Annotated in this window: 18 protein-coding genes; 11 read left to right on the forward strand and 7 right to left on the reverse strand. The window is 49.0% G+C overall.

Going from position 1 to position 19,386, the window contains the following annotated elements; genetic code table 11:
- Window positions 1-3 precede the first annotated feature (3 nt).
- From RB297_RS03705 to RB297_RS03740, 8 genes are all read left to right on the forward strand, one after another.
- A complete protein-coding gene (locus tag RB297_RS03705; RefSeq protein ID WP_096773637.1) occupies window positions 4-942 on the forward strand; it encodes a metal ABC transporter permease in 939 nt (312 codons plus the stop codon).
- Window positions 939-1,841, forward strand: coding sequence for a metal ABC transporter permease (locus tag RB297_RS03710; RefSeq protein WP_375119767.1), 903 nt, complete (start codon window positions 939-941; stop codon window positions 1,839-1,841). The genes RB297_RS03705 and RB297_RS03710 overlap by 4 nt, the downstream gene beginning before the upstream one ends.
- A 131-nt stretch (window positions 1,842-1,972) precedes the next feature.
- A complete protein-coding gene (locus RB297_RS03715) occupies window positions 1,973-2,506 on the forward strand; it encodes a GNAT family N-acetyltransferase (protein WP_036663096.1) in 534 nt (177 codons plus the stop codon).
- 31 nt (window positions 2,507-2,537) lie between these two features.
- Window positions 2,538-3,047, forward strand: a complete 510-nt coding sequence (locus RB297_RS03720; protein ID WP_096773639.1) for an NUDIX hydrolase — start codon at window positions 2,538-2,540, stop codon at window positions 3,045-3,047.
- A gap of 19 nt (window positions 3,048-3,066) precedes the next feature.
- On the forward strand, window positions 3,067-3,252 hold the full coding sequence (locus RB297_RS03725; protein ID WP_096773640.1) for a hypothetical protein: 186 nt from the start codon (window positions 3,067-3,069) through the stop codon (window positions 3,250-3,252).
- A 175-nt stretch (window positions 3,253-3,427) separates the two neighbouring features.
- Window positions 3,428-4,372 (forward strand): glycosyltransferase, encoded by a 945-nt coding sequence (locus RB297_RS03730; RefSeq protein ID WP_096773641.1) that lies wholly within the window; start codon window positions 3,428-3,430, stop codon window positions 4,370-4,372.
- A gap of 31 nt (window positions 4,373-4,403) precedes the next feature.
- Window positions 4,404-5,087: a galactosyltransferase-related protein gene (locus RB297_RS03735; protein ID WP_375119768.1), complete on the forward strand. Its 684-nt coding sequence runs from the start codon at window positions 4,404-4,406 to the stop codon at window positions 5,085-5,087.
- Between the two features lie 34 nt (window positions 5,088-5,121).
- Window positions 5,122-5,886, forward strand: coding sequence for a glycosyltransferase (locus RB297_RS03740; protein ID WP_213578556.1), 765 nt, complete (start codon window positions 5,122-5,124; stop codon window positions 5,884-5,886).
- 83 nt (window positions 5,887-5,969) lie between these two features.
- Here RB297_RS03740 and RB297_RS03745 read toward each other — a convergent pair whose 3' ends face one another.
- A complete protein-coding gene (locus RB297_RS03745) occupies window positions 5,970-8,570 on the reverse strand; it encodes a glycosyltransferase (RefSeq protein ID WP_375119769.1) in 2,601 nt (866 codons plus the stop codon).
- Between the two features lie 676 nt (window positions 8,571-9,246).
- Here RB297_RS03745 and RB297_RS03750 point away from each other — a divergent pair.
- Window positions 9,247-9,447, forward strand: a complete 201-nt coding sequence (locus RB297_RS03750) for a hypothetical protein (protein ID WP_096773646.1) — start codon at window positions 9,247-9,249, stop codon at window positions 9,445-9,447.
- Window positions 9,448-9,478: 31 nt separating this feature from the next.
- Here the strand turns inward: RB297_RS03750 and RB297_RS03755 are convergent, their stop codons facing one another.
- Entirely contained in the window at window positions 9,479-10,795 is a 1,317-nt protein-coding gene (locus RB297_RS03755) for a glycosyltransferase family 2 protein (protein WP_375119770.1), read from the reverse strand.
- 194 nt (window positions 10,796-10,989) lie between these two features.
- Between RB297_RS03755 and RB297_RS03760 the strand changes: the two genes are divergently transcribed.
- Both RB297_RS03760 and RB297_RS03765 read left to right on the forward strand, forming a co-directional pair.
- Window positions 10,990-12,801: a DUF3658 domain-containing protein gene (locus RB297_RS03760; RefSeq protein ID WP_375119771.1), complete on the forward strand. Its 1,812-nt coding sequence runs from the start codon at window positions 10,990-10,992 to the stop codon at window positions 12,799-12,801.
- Between the two features lie 82 nt (window positions 12,802-12,883).
- Window positions 12,884-13,960 carry an acyl-CoA dehydrogenase family protein gene (locus RB297_RS03765; protein ID WP_369682783.1) on the forward strand — a complete coding sequence of 359 codons (1,077 nt, stop codon included), beginning with the start codon at window positions 12,884-12,886 and terminating at the stop codon, window positions 13,958-13,960.
- 101 nt (window positions 13,961-14,061) lie between these two features.
- Here RB297_RS03765 and ureC read toward each other — a convergent pair whose 3' ends face one another.
- The 5 genes from ureC to RB297_RS03790 form a co-directional block, all read right to left on the reverse strand.
- A complete protein-coding gene (gene ureC / locus RB297_RS03770) occupies window positions 14,062-15,774 on the reverse strand; it encodes an urease subunit alpha (RefSeq protein ID WP_375119772.1) in 1,713 nt (570 codons plus the stop codon).
- Window positions 15,771-16,415 (reverse strand): urease subunit gamma, encoded by a 645-nt coding sequence (gene ureA / locus RB297_RS03775; protein ID WP_096773650.1) that lies wholly within the window; start codon window positions 16,413-16,415, stop codon window positions 15,771-15,773. The genes ureC and ureA overlap by 4 nt, the downstream gene beginning before the upstream one ends.
- 235 nt (window positions 16,416-16,650) lie before the next feature.
- Window positions 16,651-17,760 (reverse strand): Ger(x)C family spore germination protein, encoded by a 1,110-nt coding sequence (locus RB297_RS03780; protein WP_096773651.1) that lies wholly within the window; start codon window positions 17,758-17,760, stop codon window positions 16,651-16,653.
- Window positions 17,754-18,842: a GerAB/ArcD/ProY family transporter gene (locus tag RB297_RS03785; RefSeq protein ID WP_096773652.1), complete on the reverse strand. Its 1,089-nt coding sequence runs from the start codon at window positions 18,840-18,842 to the stop codon at window positions 17,754-17,756. The genes RB297_RS03780 and RB297_RS03785 overlap by 7 nt, the downstream gene beginning before the upstream one ends.
- A gap of 6 nt (window positions 18,843-18,848) precedes the next feature.
- Window positions 18,849-19,386, reverse strand: a 538-nt coding sequence (locus tag RB297_RS03790) for a spore germination protein (RefSeq protein ID WP_375119773.1), incomplete at its 5' end; no start/stop codon positions are given.

Raw genomic sequence — 19,386 nt, forward strand, 5'->3', positions numbered from 1 at the left:
AGCATGCTCAATTCATTATTGTCGCCGAACACACAGTGGGTACTGTTAAGCACGTTAATCCTGGGCATGGCAGCCGGCATGATCGGCTGTCTTGCCTATTGGAAGCGGCAAAGCCTGATGAGCGATGCATTGTCTCACGCGGCGCTGCCGGGTGTCGTGATCGCATTCGCTTTGACGGGAAGCAAGAACCTGCTGGTCATGATTCTCGGGGCAGCCGCCAGTGCTTTAATCGGGGCCTGGATGATCCAGTGGATTCGGACTTCCAGCCGCATTAAAGAGGATACGGCGATGGGCATGATACTATCCGTGTTTTTCGGTTTGGGCATTATGCTGCTGACGATCGTGAACCGTACGGGCGGCGGGAATCAAAGCGGACTGGATAACTTTATTTTCGGGCAGGCGGCATCCATGGTTCGCAAGGATGTGGTTACGATGCTAATCCTGGCTGTTCTGGTCATTCTCGTTGTCTCGATTGGTTTTAAAGAATGGAAGTTATTTCTGTTTGATCCCGATTTTGCCCGGGGGTTAGGGCTGAACGGCAGACTGATGAATACCCTCTATATGGGAGTGCTCGTTCTCGTCATCGTCATCGGCATTCAGGCCGTCGGCGTCATATTGATGGCGGCCATGCTGATCATTCCGTCCGTCAGTGCAAGATACTGGACACAATCCTTCAAAATGATGGTCATTCTGTCGGCTGTATTTGGAGGCGGCGCCGGGTTCGTCGGTACACTCGTGAGCACTCTGGGAAAAGGATGGCCTACAGGGCCCTTCATCGTTGTAGCTTCCTCCGTGTTGTTCACGATCTCTCTGGTCTTCGGCGCAGAGAAGGGTCTTCTGATTCAGGCTCTGCAGCTCCGCTCCCAGAAAAAAGAGCATAGGGACGCGGGCAGTCAAACCGTTCTTGGTCCCCGGATTTCCGAGAGGGGGAGCAATCAATGACTTATACCGCATGGATCTTACTCACAGCCTCGCTCGTCGGATTGTCCTGCGGCATCGTCGGCGTGTTCCTGATTCTGCGCCGAATGGCGATGATGGCCGATGCCATCAGCCACACCGTGCTGCTCGGCATCGTCACGGCGTTTATCGTCACCCGAGAACTCAGCGGTCCGCATATGCTGGTCGGTGCGATCATAGCCGGCCTGCTGACGGCGGTACTGGTTCAATGGTTTCATTCCCGGGGCGTACAGCAGGACGCATCCATCGGCGTTGTTTTCACAACCTTGTTTGCCATCGGCGTCATCCTGATTGCGACCCAGGTTGGCAACGCCCATCTGGATACAAAGCATGCGCTCATGGGCGAAATCACGTTTGTGCCATGGGATGTGATGCACGTTCCGCTTCTAGGCGAGGTACCGAAAGCGACCTTTATGCTGGCAGCCGTTCTCTTGGTCGTGCTTATCGTGATCCTGGCATTCTATAAAGAATGGAAAATCACCTCCTTTGATCCGGCACTTGCGGCCAGCATCGGCATTCCCGTCGTGCTTATGCATTATGTGTTCATGTCGCTCGTCTCCATCACAACGGTGGCCTCCTTTGATGCCGTGGGGGCGATCATGGTGGTGGCTATGTTAATAACGCCTGCCGCGGCTGCTTATCTATGGACCGATAAACTCTCCATCATGCTGGCGCTAAGCGGGGCCTTTGGCGTCATATCGGCATTTATGGGCTATTATATCGCGGTATGGCTGGACACCTCCATTTCGGGATCCATGGCATTCGCAACCGGAATCGTATTTATCATCAGCTTTCTGTCCTCTCCGCGACATGGCGTGCTTTCCCGTTATATTCATAAGTTCAAAACGCATGACAGGGAGAAGAAAGTGGAAGGAATTTCTTAATGTGAGATATTGAAAGAAGCTTGGGGGATAGGCTGCCCGGCTTCTTTTTTTATCTGCGACATACAGCGTGGTATAATTGGAAAAAATCACCTCCGCCTGTGCCGGAGGCTTCATGAAGGAGTGAGGTACCTATGCAGTTAGAGTCCCCTAGACTGACGATCCGCGATTTCCGGGATGAGGATTTTGCGAGTATTCATGCCTATGCTTCAGATCCAAGAGTGACCGAGTATACGATGTGGGGACCCAATACGGAAGAAGATACATGGAAGTATGTAGGGGAAATCCGCCGAATGATAGAGCAGAGCCCCCGTGACAGCTACGAGCTGGCGATCGTATTAAAGGATGGCGGCCAATTGATCGGAGGCGTGGGGCTTCATCGATCCGATACGAATGCAGAGCTTGGATACTGTCTGAATCCCGCTTATTGGCGGCAGGGTTATGCTACCGAGGCCGCTAGGGTCATGTGCCGCTTCGGCTTCGAGGAACTGGGAGTCAACCGGATCTATGCCACCTGTCGGCCGGGAAACGTCGGGTCTGCTAGCGTCATGCGTCACATCGGGATGAAGCAGGAGGGGCATCTACGGCAGCACTTATGGTTTAAGGGCCGTTATCATGATTCCTATTTATTCTCCATCCTGAAAGAAGAATTCGACGGGAGGAAATGACCAACCGTCTTGAAAAGGAGCACCTGCCCGTATGGTAAATAGCGAGTTATTGATCCGCCATAACGGAATATCGATTTACGAGGAAACGTCAGGCAAAGTGTATTATACCAAGGAAAATTATGTGTCCGTTGTTGTTCTGGCAAAGGATGGCGATCAGCTGCTGCTGATCCGTCAATACCGAGCGGCCGTGGATGATTACGTTATTCAGCTGCCTGGCGGCGGCGTAGGCGAGGAAGAGGACCTGGAATCGGCGGCTCGACGTGAAATGCTGGAGGAAACAGGCTTCATCTGCGGTGAGCTTCACTACCTAGGCAAGCTGTACCCGGCGTCCTGGAGGTGCAACGAGATCGCTCATGTCTATTATACCGATGAGGTAATAAGCCAATCCGGCCAGCAGCTCGAGGGATACGAGCGCATTGACGTGGTACGTATGAGCGTCACGGACTGCTGGCACGGGATAAAGGAGAATAAGCTGCAGGATTCCGAACTGATTTTTGCCATGATGCAGGGCTTGCTTAAGGAATTCATTCAGCCATCATAATACGGAGGTTCTTGATTAAATGGATTTTGTAGAGATTTTCATGATTGTGATAAGTATCGTAGTTTCCATCATTGTTATTCGTTACGCCATCAATTCATCCAAAATCATCATTAGAATGGATGCCATGCTTCAAGAGATGAGAGCATTGAGAAAAGAAATTCAAGAGATCCGTGCCAATGAACATATTATCGATAAAAAAGTTTAGTTATCAGTCAAATTCATTGGAATTATACGGCTGCCTTTAGTGTAGGTTTCATTCTACGCCATGGGCAGCTTTTTATTGTTAATGATGGACGTATTCATCATTTTGCATGGTCCTGCAAACTTGTCGAGGAGGAGTCGAATATACTCTATTACGAGCGGATAAGGAGGTCGACATTATGGGAAGGCACTTGCTGATCTATGACGTGCCCTGGTGGATCCTGGGTAAGAATGCCAAGGTTATTCAGCAATATCATCCATCGTTGGACCTCATGTCTATGAGCGAATTGGATCTCTATCTTGAACACAAAAGCAGTGGAGAGTTGAATCACCAATATGATCACATATCCGCCATGTGTCTTGGCATTGCGGCTTATTGCGTTTTCAAGAATATCCGCATCGATTCAGCGGCAGCCGTCTCCTATTATTACTTCAGTAAACACTACGAAACCTATAGGGAATGGAAGGATGAACTCGTTCCCGATCCTGACTTTCTCAGGCTGGTCCTTCCTAGAATCGGAAAGCTGGGCGCTATAAATCGGAGACTGGCCTCCATCTTGCAGGCTGTAGCGCCGAACACATCTGTGGAGTATATCGGTCATTTCGTGGATGACAAATTGTTTCAGCCATTGCCTATGGCTCGAATAGACAATGCTCCATTCGTGATCGGATGGGCCGGAGATCCCTCGAAAACCTCTAAAAACTACAATACTTTGTATATGCGGATTAAAGAGCATTTCAAGAGTGACGAAGGAATCGCTTTTATCGAAACTTCCGGTGCTCACACTTACGAAAGCATGCCGGGTTTTTATCATAAGTTGAACTTGTTGTTGAACACGGGAGCCAATGAAGGAAGCGGGGCTACTGTGCTGGAAGCGTATGCTTGCGGGGTTCCCGTTCTTTCCACGAATGTCGGTAATGCAAAAGATGCAGCTCACCCGGCTGCCCATGGACTGATATTGGATAGTGACTCTCCCGAAGATTTTATACACAAGATTAACCATTGGAGAAGTCGGACGGATGAACTTCGAGAAATCGGGTTAAGGTGCAGGAGTCATATAGAGTCAGGTTGGAGGATCGACCATGCGATGAGCCGATGGCTCCGCGTTTTGTTTCAAATTTAGTCAAGCTCTGCAGGTGAGGAGGAAGAAAAAGATGTTTGACCAAGTTTCCGTTCTGATTCCCTACCAGTCGGATCAAGGCGGGCCGAGGGATGCTGCGCTCAGGTGGGCGCTGGATTTCTACTCACGGACGATGCCGGGCATAGAAGTATGCATCGGTGAGGTCTCCGGTAATCCATTCAGCAGGTCGAAAGCCATTAACCGCGCAGCCCGCCAAGCCACCAGAGATGTATTCATGATTGCCGACTGTGATATCGTATATGATCCCAACCTCGTGCTGGAAACGATATCTTACGTGAATGATCGTCAATGGGTTATCCCGTTCAGTCGTATATTACGGCTGCCGGAGGACATCTCGCAAATGATCCTGTCTCAAACAGCGGATTGGCCGATCCCAACGATACTGGGAAATAGAGATGAGAACAGCGCTTATTACCTGGGAGGGTTGAATGCATTAAAACGAAATGCGTTTGATGCGGTGGGGGGATATGATGAACGGTTTATCGGCTGGGGCGGGGAGGATGAGGCCTTCGCATACGCAATGGACACCCTTATCGGTACCCACGTTCGATTGGAAGGTGAAATGGTGCACTTTTGGCACCCGTTTGTTGGACCAGAAGGCAATCCCCATTATGAAACCAACTATGCCTTGTACAAACAATACAAGGAGGCAAGGGGGGATGTTCAGTCTATGCGCAAACTGATCGGCAGAGGTTAAGCGTAGGGCCAGAACAGGAAGGAGAGGATATTCCATGAAGCTGTCGGTCATTGTACCGGTTTTGAATGAAGAAACGTTCGTCCCTTTATATATCGAAAGCGTGAGCCGTTTTGCTCATGAAATCATTATGGTCGATGGAGGAAGCACGGATGGCACTTTGAAGCATATTGAGCGTCTGCAGGATCGTTATCCAATCCGGTTGTTTCGTTTGCAGCAGAATGGAATGCCTTACACCGATGATTGGAATGAATCCCAAGTACGTAATTTCCTGATCGATCAAGCTCAGGGAGACTGGATTATGAATCTGGATATCGATGAATTGATGGATGATCGTTTTCAAGAAGCGCTGCCGGAGCTTATGGCCAACGCTGACGTGGATATATACCAGTTCCCGTTCGTCAACTTTTGGGGAGATCCGTGGACCATTCGAGTGAATAGCCCAGGGGATGAGCGATGGTCAAATGATATAACGAGAATGTGGAGGGCGAATAAAGGGATTCGTTATCGTGATGAGAAGCATCATTGCACGCTTGAGGCGGCAGAAGGGCAGAGCATATGGAGTATTCCAAGAGGGCGAAGCGATGTGAATATATACCATTATCATTATGCTTTGGGACGTAAGATCAAATTTAATGACAACCGGAGAAAAGACGTTAATTTACTTGAAAACGAAGGCGTGCCAGATTGGAGTTTTAAGCATTCGGAATACGAGATAACCACAACTCCCTTTCAAGGTCGTCATCCAGAAGTCATTCGGCGTTACTTAAAGAAAATGGAAAAAGAGCCTCATTCAAATTAAACGCCATGACCATGCTTCTGAACGAACTTCAGAAGCATGGATGGGTTTTTATTCTCCAGTTATTTAGGGAGTTCCGTTTTATACTATACGGTCGATATATCCCTTGTAAGAGACATGACATTACGTACGGTATGAGTCACAAGAGCATCCCCAAACACCTTGATATCGGGCAAGTTGGATTGAAGAGCTTTGAGCCGATGATCATGATAACAAAGCGAATCCGCTACAAAATGGTCGGAACGCAGGTAGGGGTAAACATCGGTTGAACCGCAGTATATTACATGATCAAATGTGACTTGAGAGAATAAATCGATCCGGTTTGTGAAATACAGTCTTGGACCCACCTTGCGAGTTCCGATTATCGGGTTGCCGTGGTATTCATGCGCATATACGATGACATACAAGTTCTTATCCTCCGTCAATCCCATGACGATTTTCTGCCAGCGTTTGGAGTGGGCATCCCATACTTTATCACCCAGAACCAGAGCGAACTTCTTCCCTGTCACATGAATCCGATTGGCGATTTCCTGCGGATGATCCGCCAAATGAAACAGGCTGTGAGGACCTTTCGGCAATCTCCAGGTTTTGTTCCATTTCTGCTCGTAGTATGCCTTGTTCTTTTCCCACAACGAATCGTATGCTTGGGGCCTCAGCTCTTTAATGGTGGCACTGCCGTAATGATATACAAAAGCATCTTCGACGATAGCCAGACGGTAACCTGCATTGCGCACCCGTTCACAGTAATCATCATCCTCGAACATGCCAATTCCATAGGCCGGATCAAGGGAACCAACCTTATCCCATACACTACGCTTCATGGCAACACAGAAGAATCCAAGCAAATCGGTATATCTGATTTTCTCATGGTACAGCTCATAGAAATCATGCAACCAACGAACATCGGCACCGTATACCGCGTCGCCGATGAAATGATCCAACGCTTGATCATTACCCACATAATTGGACATCGGGCCCGTCATTCCGATTTGCGGGTCTTCGTGAAATGGCCGGAGCAATCGGGTAATCCAGCTGCCATCAGGTACTAGCGTATCGTTGTTAAGCAAAATCATATACTCACCTGTTGATTCCAGGCATCCGAGTGTGTTCCCTGCGGAAAAACCAAGATTTTCCGGAGACGAAATAACTTTAACCAGCGGGTTGTTAAGAGCTTTAAGGTGAAAAGAAGTTTGATCCGTCGAGGCATTATCGACGACAACAACTTCCAGGTTTGGATAATGTCCCTTTTGCAGCAAACTGCGGAGACATTGCTCGGTGTAAGACCATTTATTGTGAACGACAATAATGACGCTAACCTTAGGAAACAGATGCTGTGTAATGTAGTCGTTTAGAACCTGGTATCTTTGAACCCAGTTATTATGACGGGCGAATTCTTGCCTTCGTTTGATCTGCTCGGTACCGGATTCCTGAAGTGCTTCATGAATTGCCCGTTCGAATTTATCCGGCGTATCTGCAATGGAGACCATATCGGAAGCAACGGCTTCAACCTCTGGCAGGTCGGTAGATACGACTGGTTTTCCAGCCGCAAGATATTCGTACAGTTTGACAGGATTTGTAGCCTTGGTGAGCATATTCTTCATGAAAGGAATTAATGCAACTTGGAATCGATGTAAATAGATTGGCAGCTCATGATAGGGCTTCTCGCCCAAAAGTACGACGTTGTCCAGCTTCTCGACGTCAGTGGTATCACAACCAAAGGTGTGTCCAATCAGAACGAATGTCCATTCGGGTCTGTTTCTGGCCACTGTTTCGATCAGGCGTATATCGAACCAGTCGGATATCGCCCCGTAATAACCGATAATCGGCTGCTTTAAGGACTTCAGCTCCGTCAACGATTGTTCAGGCGGTTTTAAAAAATGAGAGATATCAGCGGCATTGCGGATAAGGACCGTGGATGGATTATGTTCCATAGCCCAATCGTACAAATGCTGTGAGGACGTTACGACAAGCCCGGCCACCCGAAGCAGGCGTTCCTCCTGATGGAGCATGGCAGGATCATTGGTCGAGAAACCCGCATGATGATCCATGCAATCATACACGATATGATGTTGCTCCATGGCCGTGACAAGAGGAGTCCAGAACGGTAAATCGACAATCGATACCACTTGGGATATCCCGAATTTGTCTCGTACGTGCTCTATAGACCATTTTAGGTACTGGATATCCCAGCTGCTCATCTCATCTTTATATAGATTTAGAGGTTTATGCGCGCACAAAGTAACGAGCCATACGTTTCGATCGATGTTCTTAATCGAGACAAAACGTCCTACCTCTTCTTTGGAAGCCTCTTCCTTGCGCAAACCGATGATCTCCGTGGTTACATAGAAAACACGATGTCCCTGTTGAGCGAACTGTTCGGATAATTGCTGCGGCCGCTGCCATCTGAATTGCCAATCAATGACGGGAAAACGAATAATGTCGTATAACGGCGCTATCCCGGGTGCAAAAATCTCCGTTACCCGGGGCCCAGCATGGACAGGGGCAGCCTCGTATTCAAAAGGGGTGACGGATTGTTGATGAGTTGTATGTGATAGGAAAATCGGAGGTACCGGCTGAACTGACCGTTTCTTTTTGTACAATTTATAGTTTGATTTACGAAGCTTAATCTGACGGGGACTCGTGCGATTCGTGGAAGATCTGCGCCGGTTGTTTGTGATTTTATTCAAGAGTAGCCTCCTCTCTCGTGTGTGATTGTCTCTTTAACAAAGTATGTATCACCCCATGTATCTGTATGGGCAGAACACCATCCGGCATTGGTTTTATCAAAATGGGTATGTATGATTCCCGCATTGAAATATCTTGCAACAATTTATACGGATCTATAGTTGTAGGCCCTTTTCTTATCTTTGGCTATTCAGGTTTCCATTGGATGGATTTATACATATTGTACCAGTGACTATATGGAGGGAGGCAGCTAGTGTGAGGAGATATTGGAACCGAAGCCATCAAAAAGATTGCAAATTCATTGTTGGCAAGAGAAAACATAAGCGTGCTAAAAAGCCGATAACGGTTCTGAGCAAGCTAAACCGGTTGCGTCGAAGATTGATTCATAGCATATCTCAAATCAAATTACAGCTCAGACGACTTACCATACGGGTAAACGCTCTTCAGAAACAAGTGGAGGATTATGGGTATGCGGATTGGAATAATGTCATTGCTTATTTAAGATCGCGTCTGAATACTCGAATAACCATCGAAACTCCGGCTGGTTCGATTTTCGGTTCATTGGTGTCTATTGGAGACAATTATATTCAAATCTCGGAGCCTAACGGAAGTATTGCCATAATACCGTTGAGCAGTGTTTTATCTATTGAATAATGATGGACAGGGAGGGAAGAGTGGATGGATTTTTCGGAAATACTGGCAACTTTCCTTGGCAGGACAGTGGAGGTTATCCAGGCCAATCAGTTCCTTCAAGGACAGTTATTATCGGCAGCAGGCGGGTTGATCACAGTTCAGGTTGTAAGCTCAAACTATTTGCCAGCATCAAGGCAGGTCACCATCATCAATGATAATATTTCATTAGTTCGCATACTTCCTTAGTTTTTATTTGAGATTGGGAACTTTGCAATAACTATTTCAAAACATCGCTCATCGAGTTCTTCCATTTCTCATAGTGATTAAGATGCCGATGCGTCATGCTTGAGCTCCTAATTCTTCTATGATACAGCGGTTGAGGAATGTAAACCGGATGGAAGCTTGAAACCTTGGATAACATCTCGATATCTTCGTATAGACGCCCTTCGAACGGGACTGAGGTGTTCCATCCTCCTAGCTGCTTGATTACAGAGATATTGAACATTCTTGGGGCTACTGCCATAGCTTCTACGAGGAGTCGCTCCGCGGACAAACGGGAAGGTCCAGTTCGGACCCCCTGGTAAATGAGCTGTTTATTCAAACGCTCGACCCATTCAAAATGATTCGCATACAATACACCAACATTCGGTTCCCTGTTTGCTTCATGTAGAAGAACTTCCAGAATATCTGGCGACAGCCAATCATCGGCATCCAGCTCAAGAAACCAGGCCCCCCTTGCCAATTGAAGCGCTAAGTTCAGGGCATGAGCCTTACCCAGATTTTGATGTAGTCTCACTTTATTTATACGCTTATCTATCGGTAATCCCGCCAGGATGCTTGGAGTATCATCACTTGAATGATCATCAACTATGATCAGCTCCCAATCTGTGATCGTCTGTGACAATACGGAGCGAATAGCCCACGGCAAGTATTCACCATCGTTAAATGTGCACAGCGCAATGGTAACTATAGGAGGGATTTGGTTTTCATTTATAGCCTGAACGCGGGATGGAGCATGAAGAAGCGGAGAGATTGCGTTCCATTCCTCTGCTTCCTTCATCCAGGGAGGGGCAGCGCGATGATAGTATAAGATCCCGTCCGAATCTACTTCCTTCCATTCATGGTGGCTGGTTAGCTGGATCTGCTTATCGATCAACACGTATTTCTGGAACGGCAGCTGATCATTGCTCGAAAAACCCGGTGTCTGTCCATTCATCACGATGCTCGTACGCCATAACAGGGGGCCGCGGGGAGTATGGAAGTTTGGATCAGGTCTTTTGTGTAATGCTATTGGCTGGTCTGTTTTGGTTGCGGAAGTCAGTATAAAGCCAGCGGAGCCGTCAGCGCAAGTTTGCAGCCATCGTTCGATTTCGTTCTTCGCCATAGGCTGTACAGTATCTCCGGCACAGAGCGTCATGAACCATGGCGTATTCAGGTTATCGGACAGCGATTCGTTCATTATTGCTGCGGACTCCCGTTCGTTTTGAATCACGATAGGACGGGCATTTGAAAAAACACGCAAAACCGAGGATACGGTGTTCTCGCTTAAATGAGGATATAATCCAGGTAGAATAAACACCAGCATGGCTATCATGTTCCTTTCTGTATCCTAACCGAAGGTGACTCTATACGGTTGTAATGGGTCATCAACACAGTTCTGTTTATCATATGCCCCCATTGGCATGGGGGATACAAATGCCGATAACTTACTCCATGTTGCGGCGTTTAGTTAAATCGGGAATAATAGAGCTTATAGACCGGAACCCGGGATAGGAGAGATAGAATCAAATGAAATCGACTCAGAGTCATATCATTCGGCAAGCCCAAGACTTTGCTCGCGCCGTACACGAAGGGGATGCAAGCGGCCACGACTGGTGGCACGTTCAGCGTGTCACCCGCATCGCCCGGATACTGGCTCATCTTGAAGGCGCCAACGTATACATATGTGAGTTATCGGCAGTCCTCCACGACGTAGCCGACGAGAAATTGAACGAATCAAAAGAAGCAGGATACGAGCGGGTTCGCCATTGGTTGGAGCAAGCCGGCGTAGAAGCATCTGATCAGGAGCGTGTGCTGGGGATCATCGGTACGATGTCATTCTCAGGCGGAACAGGGAGTGCTATGCAAACGTTGGAAGGCCAAATTGTCCAAGATGCGGATCGGCTTGATGCGATGGGGGTTATCGGAATCGCTCGTACTTTCGCATATTCCGGATGGAAAGGACAGAGTATGTACGATCCGTCTGTTCCACTCCGCGAGCATATGACCCTGAAGGAATATCGAAAGGGAAAGAGCACGGCCATTAACCATTTCTCTGAAAAGCTCTTGAAGCTGAAGGACCGGATGAATACCGAATCGGCCAAGCTGCTTGCAGATGGTAAGCATCAAAGTCTGGAGCTCTTCCTTGAGGCGTTCGATAAAGAATGGGCGATGGGGAATGAAGCCTACCTGCGGGAATCACCGATTCATCGAGGGAACGTATCGCGAATCCATATTGCCTTTGATGAGTCGACGGCCGGATCGCTCAGGATCATGCTGCTGTCGAAACCCGGTGAAATCGTAGTGACATTAGGCGATAATCTCATGGCCGGACCGCTTCCGAACGATCATGCTTTCGCCCGTTCGTTCTCCGTCCGAAAGCAGTGGTTTGAGGAACGTTATAGCACCGCGCATGCGGAAGACAGGAAATTAACGATGCTGCAGGCAGCGTTCGCGTGGCTGACCTTGCCTCAGCAGATGAAAGAAATGCCATGCCTGATCTGGGCCGGCGATTCCGCGGCGGAACAGCTGGGCCTGCGAAGATTGTTGACCTTAATGCCGGATCATTCTGAGGTAAGATTGGTGAATGCGACAAGCGTGCTTCATCAGCAAAATCCAAATCAATGGTTCAAAGGAACATTTGAAATGAACGCGAATCAGCTTCAGCATGTTCTGGACGCAGCCGAGCTGGTCCCATTGTCGCTGCAAGAGCAGGCTGGTTATCGCGCAGACTGGGAGCGCCTTTTGAGCGAAGGCGGGTTCCTTCGGGTGCTTCAAGGTGATATGCTGTGCACCGTTCCAGAGTCGTACTACGATGAAGAAATTCTGAAAACCGTATACCGCCTTGAAGCCAGGCATGGATTCTTCAAGAAATCCGCTCGGGTCATTGGCGAGGTCATCGGACAGGGGGAATTAACCGTTTCCGACTTTTTCATCGAGTACCGCATACGTCATCTGATTCAGACAGGTGCTTTAGCTTACACAGACGAGCTGGATGCCATGCGGCACTACAGCGTCTCGCTTGTGGATGCATCGAGTCCAAAGGAGCAGTGGAGTCATGAACAACGCCTGGCTAAGGCTGCGAAGCTGAAGTCGCTGTTAAGTGAGATGATGGAAATGAATCTTACGGAGACAGGCTTCATGGAGGAATTGCGGCAGTTAGATGCAGAAAGCCTAGGATTATCTGAATTGTCCGGCTCGGATGCCGTAAAGGGCAGCATGCAAACTGAAATCGATCAACTGTTGAGCACTTATGAGGATCATAGGATACAACGAGTGTCTTTGATGCGCTCCCTTGAAAAGGCGTTAATCCAGATCGAGGAAACGGCTCCTAAAGAATAGATTAATACATTCATAGATTATGATTTCATAAAGAGCAGACGATCATTCTGAAAGAGAAATGATCACGGAAAGCGGTGGAGACATGGTATTTACGGAGCAAGAGATTCAAACCATAAGAGAACAAGCGCTTGGGATGGACAAGCATAGACAAGTAACTCCCGACGTGCTGAAAACCATATATGATCATCGTTTGTTTCACCTGTTTGTTCCCGACGAGCTGGAAGGAAGGATGACCCCTCTGCCGGATGCAACGCGCATCTTCCAAGAAAGTGCCCGCATCGACGGCAACCTGGGATGGCTGGTTACGATAGGAGCAGGCGGAGGATTCTTTGCCGCGCTGATGAGCTCGGATATCAGCCGCCGAGTGTTTGCGCGCCGTGAAGCGGTGATTGCGGGCAGCGGCATGCCGACAGGTACCGCCAGACAGGTGGACGGCGGTTATATCGTGACTGGCAGCTGGAAGTATTGCAGCGGGTCTACCTATGCCACGACCTTTACGGCCAACGCAGTTGTCGAACAGGATTCCACGCTACAAGATGCCCCTGGCGAGCCGACTGCGGATCCAGTCGAACCCGAGATCCGGTCCTTTATCATGAATCCTGACCAGATCGAAATCCAGCAGGATTGGAATGCCTTTGGCCTTCGGGCAACAGGGAGCCACACCATATCCGCTGTTGAGGCATTCGTTCCGTATGAGATGACATTCTCGCTTACGGAAACGAAAGGGTATGAGAACGAGCCGATTTATCGTTATCCGTTTCTTCCGTTTGCTCAAGCATCCTTTGCCGGTGTTGCAGTCGGGATCGCGGAGCATTTCCTTGAAGCTGCGGAATCGCTTGCGGTCAAGCGGGGGAGTTCCTCCCATGTGATCGGAAAGCTGAATGAGAATAAAGCGGCATTGCATCTATCGATTGCTGATTTTTATAAGTGGGTAGAAAAGTCGTGGGCAGAGCTGATGGCTAACGGTGCCTTATCGGATGCCACGGAGGCACATGTAACGGCCCAAAGCATCGAAACAGCCCAAGCTGCGTTATTCTGCGGCCAACAGCTGTTTCCGCTGTTCGGTTTATCTGCTGCCATGGAAGATTCCGAAATCAATCGCTGCTGGAGGGATCTTCAGACGGCATGCTCGCATGCGCTGCTGAGAAGCTATGAATAAAACGAACAACCATGAGCGGCAAGCCGAGCTGCTCATGGTTGTTCGTTTATATGTGGATTATCGCAGGTATACTTAATTACGCTTGCATGGATCTTTGGCCATTATACCAGGAAATAACGTTGGGATAACGGCAGATGAGACGATGGGGCGCTTGTCAGCTTCTCGCCGTTAACGGTTACGGCGTAGGTCGCCGGATCGACCATGATTTCCGGCGTCTCTCCATTGTGGACAAGATCCGCCTTTCTCACGGTTCGGCAGTTCCTTACAGGCAGGAGCTGCTTACGCAATCCTAATGGATCCAGCGTCCCTAATTGCAGGGACGCTTGGGAAACGAAGGTGGCGCATAGCGCTGCCTGAGCGCCGCCATAGCTGCCGAACATCGGCCGATACATATACGGCTGCGGTGTAGCGATGGAAGCGTTGGGATCTCCCATGACGGCATGGACAATCATGCCGCTCTTCAGCACGATCTCCGGTTTAGCTCCGAAGAAGGCGGGTTTCCAAAGTACGAGATCGGCCATTTTTCCTACCTCGACGGAACCGACATAATCGGATATCCCATGCGTCATGGCCGGGTTAATGGTATATTTGGCGATATATCGCTTGATGCGGAAATTGTCCGATTTGGAATCCGGCCCGAGCGGACCGCGCTGCTGTTTCATTTTGTCGGCCGTTTGCCATGTACGGATAGCGACCTCACCAACCCGTCCCATTGCCTGCGAATCGGAACTGGTCATGCTGATCGCCCCGATGTCATGCAAAATATCTTCCGCCCCGATCGTCTCCGCACGAATCCGTGACGCGGCGAAGGCAACATCCTCGGGAATACGCGAATCCAGATGATGGCAGATCATCAGCATATCCAGATGCTCGTCAACCGTATTCACTGTATATGGCATGGTTGGACTGGTCGAGGAGGGGAGGACATTCGGCATGGAGGCAACCCGCAGCAGATCCGGTGCATGACCGCCTCCCGCACCTTCGGTATGGTAGGTATGAATCGCCCGGTCGTTAAAGGAGCGCAGGCTGTCTTCAACATAACCTGCTTCGTTCAACGTGTCGGTATGGATGTTGACCTGCACATCCAGTTCTTCGGCAACGCTCAGGCACTTGTCGATGACGTAGGGCGTGCTGCCCCAATCTTCGTGGATTTTGAGTCCAGCCGCCCCGGCATGGACTTGTTCGGCCAGCGCTTCCGGACGACTGCTGTTTCCTCGTCCCAGAAATACCATATTGATCGGCAGTGCATCGGTCGCTTGCAGCATTCGCTGCAGATTCCATACCCCCGACGTACAATTGGTTGCCAATGTGCCCGTTGCGGGACCGGTGCCTCCCCCAACGAATGTAGTGATTCCGCTCTGGAGCGCGATTTCGACTTGCTGCGGACTGATGAAATGCACATGCGAATCCACGCCGCCGGCCGTTACGATCAAGTTCTCTCCGGAGATGACTTCCGTGCCCACGCCGATGATCATGCCGTCGGTGACACCATCCATCATAAGCGGATTACCTGCTTTTCCGATGCCGCTGATGTACCCGTCCTTAATCCCGATGTCCGCTTTCACGATTCCCCAGGTATCCACAATGATGGCATTCGTAATGACCAGATCCAGTGCCCCTTCCGCGCGGGTCGCGAGCGGATGCTGTCCCATGCCGTCACGTATCACTTTACCGCCGCCGAAGACGCATTCATCCCCATAAACGGTATAATCCTTCTCTATCTCAAGCCAGAGGGAGGTGTCGGCAAGCCTTACCCGATCCCCTGTCGTAGGTCCATACATGCTGGCATAGGTCGCGCGATCGATTGTTGTCATAAGCTCACCATCCCATTGGTTTTTCCGTTCGTCAGACCTGCAAAACCATGAATCTCCTGGCTCCCGCCAATTTGAACAAGTGTCACCTTCGTGATTTCCCCGGGCTCGAATCTTGTCGACAAACCGGAGGCGATATCGAGCCTGTATCCTTGCGTTCCGTTCCGGTCGAATAACAAGGCGGGATTGCATTCGTAAAAATGGAAGTGCGATCCTACTTGAATCGGACGGTCGCCGCTATTTGTAACCTCACGCGTAATGCGGGGCCGGTCCGGCACCAGCTGAATCGGCTCGTCTCGCAGGTCGTATTCACCTGCAACAATGCCTGAAGGGGCCGGAGCGCCTTGAATCGGGTCATGAACGCTGACCAGCTTGGTGCCATCCACGAAGGTAGCTTCGACTTGAACTTCCCTGAGGAGATGGGCGACGCCGTCCATCACTTGATCCGCTGACAGCACATGGCGGGCTTCCTCCATTAATTCGGCTACGGACTTACCATCACGAGCACCTTCGACAACAAAACCTGAAATGAGTGCGGCCGCCTCCGGGTAGTTTAATTTCAACCCGCGGGCTAGTCGTTTTTGCGCTAATTCCATTGCCAGAAAAAGCATTAATTTGTCTCTCTCCTGGTAAGTTAAATGCATCTTAGCCACTCCTTTTGCATTCAGATGTGTTAATATTCATAACATAAATAAGGTTTGACATCGATTGACTTGCTGCGCAAAGGTGTTTATTTTGGATAAATGTAGCATTAGAAAAAGAAATAGTCAATATTAATGTTATAATACATAACATATAGCTCACGAGTTTTAACGAAACCTCATAAGGAATCGATTACTTTAGGCAACAAAAAGACCCCGATTGGGGTCTTTCCAAGTTTTATCTAAATTTCCCGTAATCTTTGATATGAACGTCAATCACGCATTCGACCTGCAGCTTTTGCAATTCTTGCCGCCAGTCCATCTTTTTCCATTGCTCATAGCCAATCCGGTTACGGACGTACCTGCCGATTCCGAGGCTGTCTATCTGATGCTGTTTCATGATCGAGATCATGGCATTTCCTTTTTTCGTGATATATTGGCTGATTCGCTGCTCCAGCTCATGCCGTTCGCGGTCATTGCTTAACCTGGCATCGCCGATGTATTCCAGTACGGACCCGGAAACCTTGACGTAAAACATCACTTTGTCAATGCCCTGGTCTCCGTGCACGACCTTGACTTTTCGTGAGCTGATCAATGAACTGAACATGACGACTTCTTTCTTGTCTTTTGGATCCTCCGATAGATCAATGTTAAGTTGACCTTCTCTGAACTTACCCTTCAGAAAGGAGAAAATCAATGCATCCTGCGGCTCGATCTTAGCAACATAGCGATCATCTTTAAATAAAGCAATTCCGTTCGTCGTAATGTAGTTCTTGTCATGCTTCTTAATTATTGGAGCAACCGGATCTACGCCCTGATCGAAATAATCCCTGGCAAAGTTGAACAGCGTTACCTTGGGAATGGTCTGACCGAGCGCCTCCTTTTCAAGCAGCATGTCGATATACCGCCCTGTTCGCGGATGCTGCTTGTAATCGTCTATTAACAGTTCGCCGGCATTTCCTTCAACCACGCTTATTTTTACTTGAGATGATATGGAAGGATCCCTGTACAAGGTATCCAGATGTCCGTGCAGCCCCTGTTCCGCCATCGAAAGTCCGAACATGACGTTCCGCAATTGCCCGCTTACCAGCAGCATGCCGGTTTGTCTGGACATAATCATCTTCGCTTCTTTGCTGCTCTTGGCCGTTGCCGTCAGCACTTCCCGCTTAGAGGTAGTTTCCGGGTCCGCTTGCGGAATGGAGACCGATATCGATAAATTGCCATCCGGCAGCAAGTCATAACTGGTCGTCTGGATGAACCCCAGATCTTCCAGGATGCGTTGATCGCCGCAGCCTGCTAGAGGAAGGATGCATAAGAGTAGGAACAAGCATGCATATTTTTTTAACATTGCGCATCACGCTGCCTTTTTCTGCGCTGCCACAGCAGTAGCATAATTAGTATCAACGGCATGATGTAAGCAAACCCGATTTGGATGTAACCCAGAATCAGAAGCCACTCCCGGATTCGATTCAATACGGAGGGTATGTAGGATATCAGCAGTGCTGCAAGAATGATAAAGAAATAGTGGACATTGATCTTGATCTTCGGAAAGACTCTTTGGGTGCTTTCGCCCGCTGCCCAGAAATAAAGCACCAGCGTAATGAGGGTCGTAAACAGGAAGAAACCGTAGAATAGATTCTCGATTCGCTCGATAAACGGAAGTTTGATATACGCCAGCAAATCCAGTAACGGGAACAGCATGATCTTCAACATATCGGTGCCAACGACGCCGAACGAAACAAAACCCAAGATGGTATAGGATACCGTGCGTATCAAATTCCCGTAGATGACAGCCCTGAACAACTTGGTTTTCTTATCGGTATAGGGAAACAAGAGTATGCATAACTCATAACCCAAGTATGCCAAATAGATTTGAAAGAATCCTTCCAACATGTTAGAACTGTCTTTAAATATATAGGGCGTTAACCTTTCGATTCGAAACTCCCCTGCATAATACAGCAGAAGCAAACTCATCCAAATGGTACACCAAAAAAAGACCGTGGAAGCTTTGGAGATATTGTACAATCCCTTGGTCAGCAGCATGAAAGCAAGGACATCTATCGCTATCTTAAATACCATCGGGTTCGTTGTCGGGAACGCAAACATCTGAAAGATCAGCACGTACTGCTTGGCGACGAGGCAGCCGATCAAAGCCCATACCGTACTGATCGCCAGATAGAAGGGGGCTAGTATGAATTTGGGGATGCTTTTCTCCAATATGTCGAATATCGACTGTCCTTCGCCCAGCCGGTACACCCAGTACATCTGATAAATGTTCAGACAGACCAGGATGGATGCCGGGATCGTAATGAGCCATCCGTTTGTGCCAAAATATTGGGCCTCCACCTGCGTAATGCTGAATACGTAGACCCCCGTTTGAATCATGTAGATGAGGATCGCAGTGTGAAATTGGGATAGTTTTTCCTTCAAGTTGCCTCACCTTTTCATTTTTAATTTGACCTTGTTTTTGGCTTTGACTTGGGTAGGCCGCTTGGCCAACGTGGAAAAGGGAAGTCTTAGAAATACGTCTTTCCAGTCATACGGCTCGAATGGTGCGATGGGTGTTAGATAGGAGGAGCCGACACTCGTCAAGCCGCTTAAGTGAATGACCATATAGGCCAAGCCAAGCGCTAGTCCCATATTCCCCCACAAACCGGCCATTACGATAAGCCCGAAACGGAACAATCGAAAAGATGCGCTCATAACATAGTTCGGGATGACAAAGGAAGCGATGGCCGAAGAGGCGACGGAGATGATCAGAATATTACTGGTTAATCCGGCTTGCACTGCCGCCTGGCCGATGACGATGCCGCCTACGATACCGATAGTCTGCCCAATCTTGGTAGGCAGCCTGGCCCCGGCCTCCCGTAGCAGCTCGATCGTCGTCTCCATGAGCAGCGCTTCGAAAATGGGAGGAAACGGCACTTTGCTTCTGGACTCCGTCAGCGTAAGGATCAGATTCTCGGGAATCATT

This window comes from Paenibacillus sp. CR_12 (genome assembly GCF_041953985.1).
Classification (GTDB): domain Bacteria; phylum Bacillota; class Bacilli; order Paenibacillales; family Paenibacillaceae; genus Paenibacillus_AQ; species Paenibacillus_AQ lautus_A.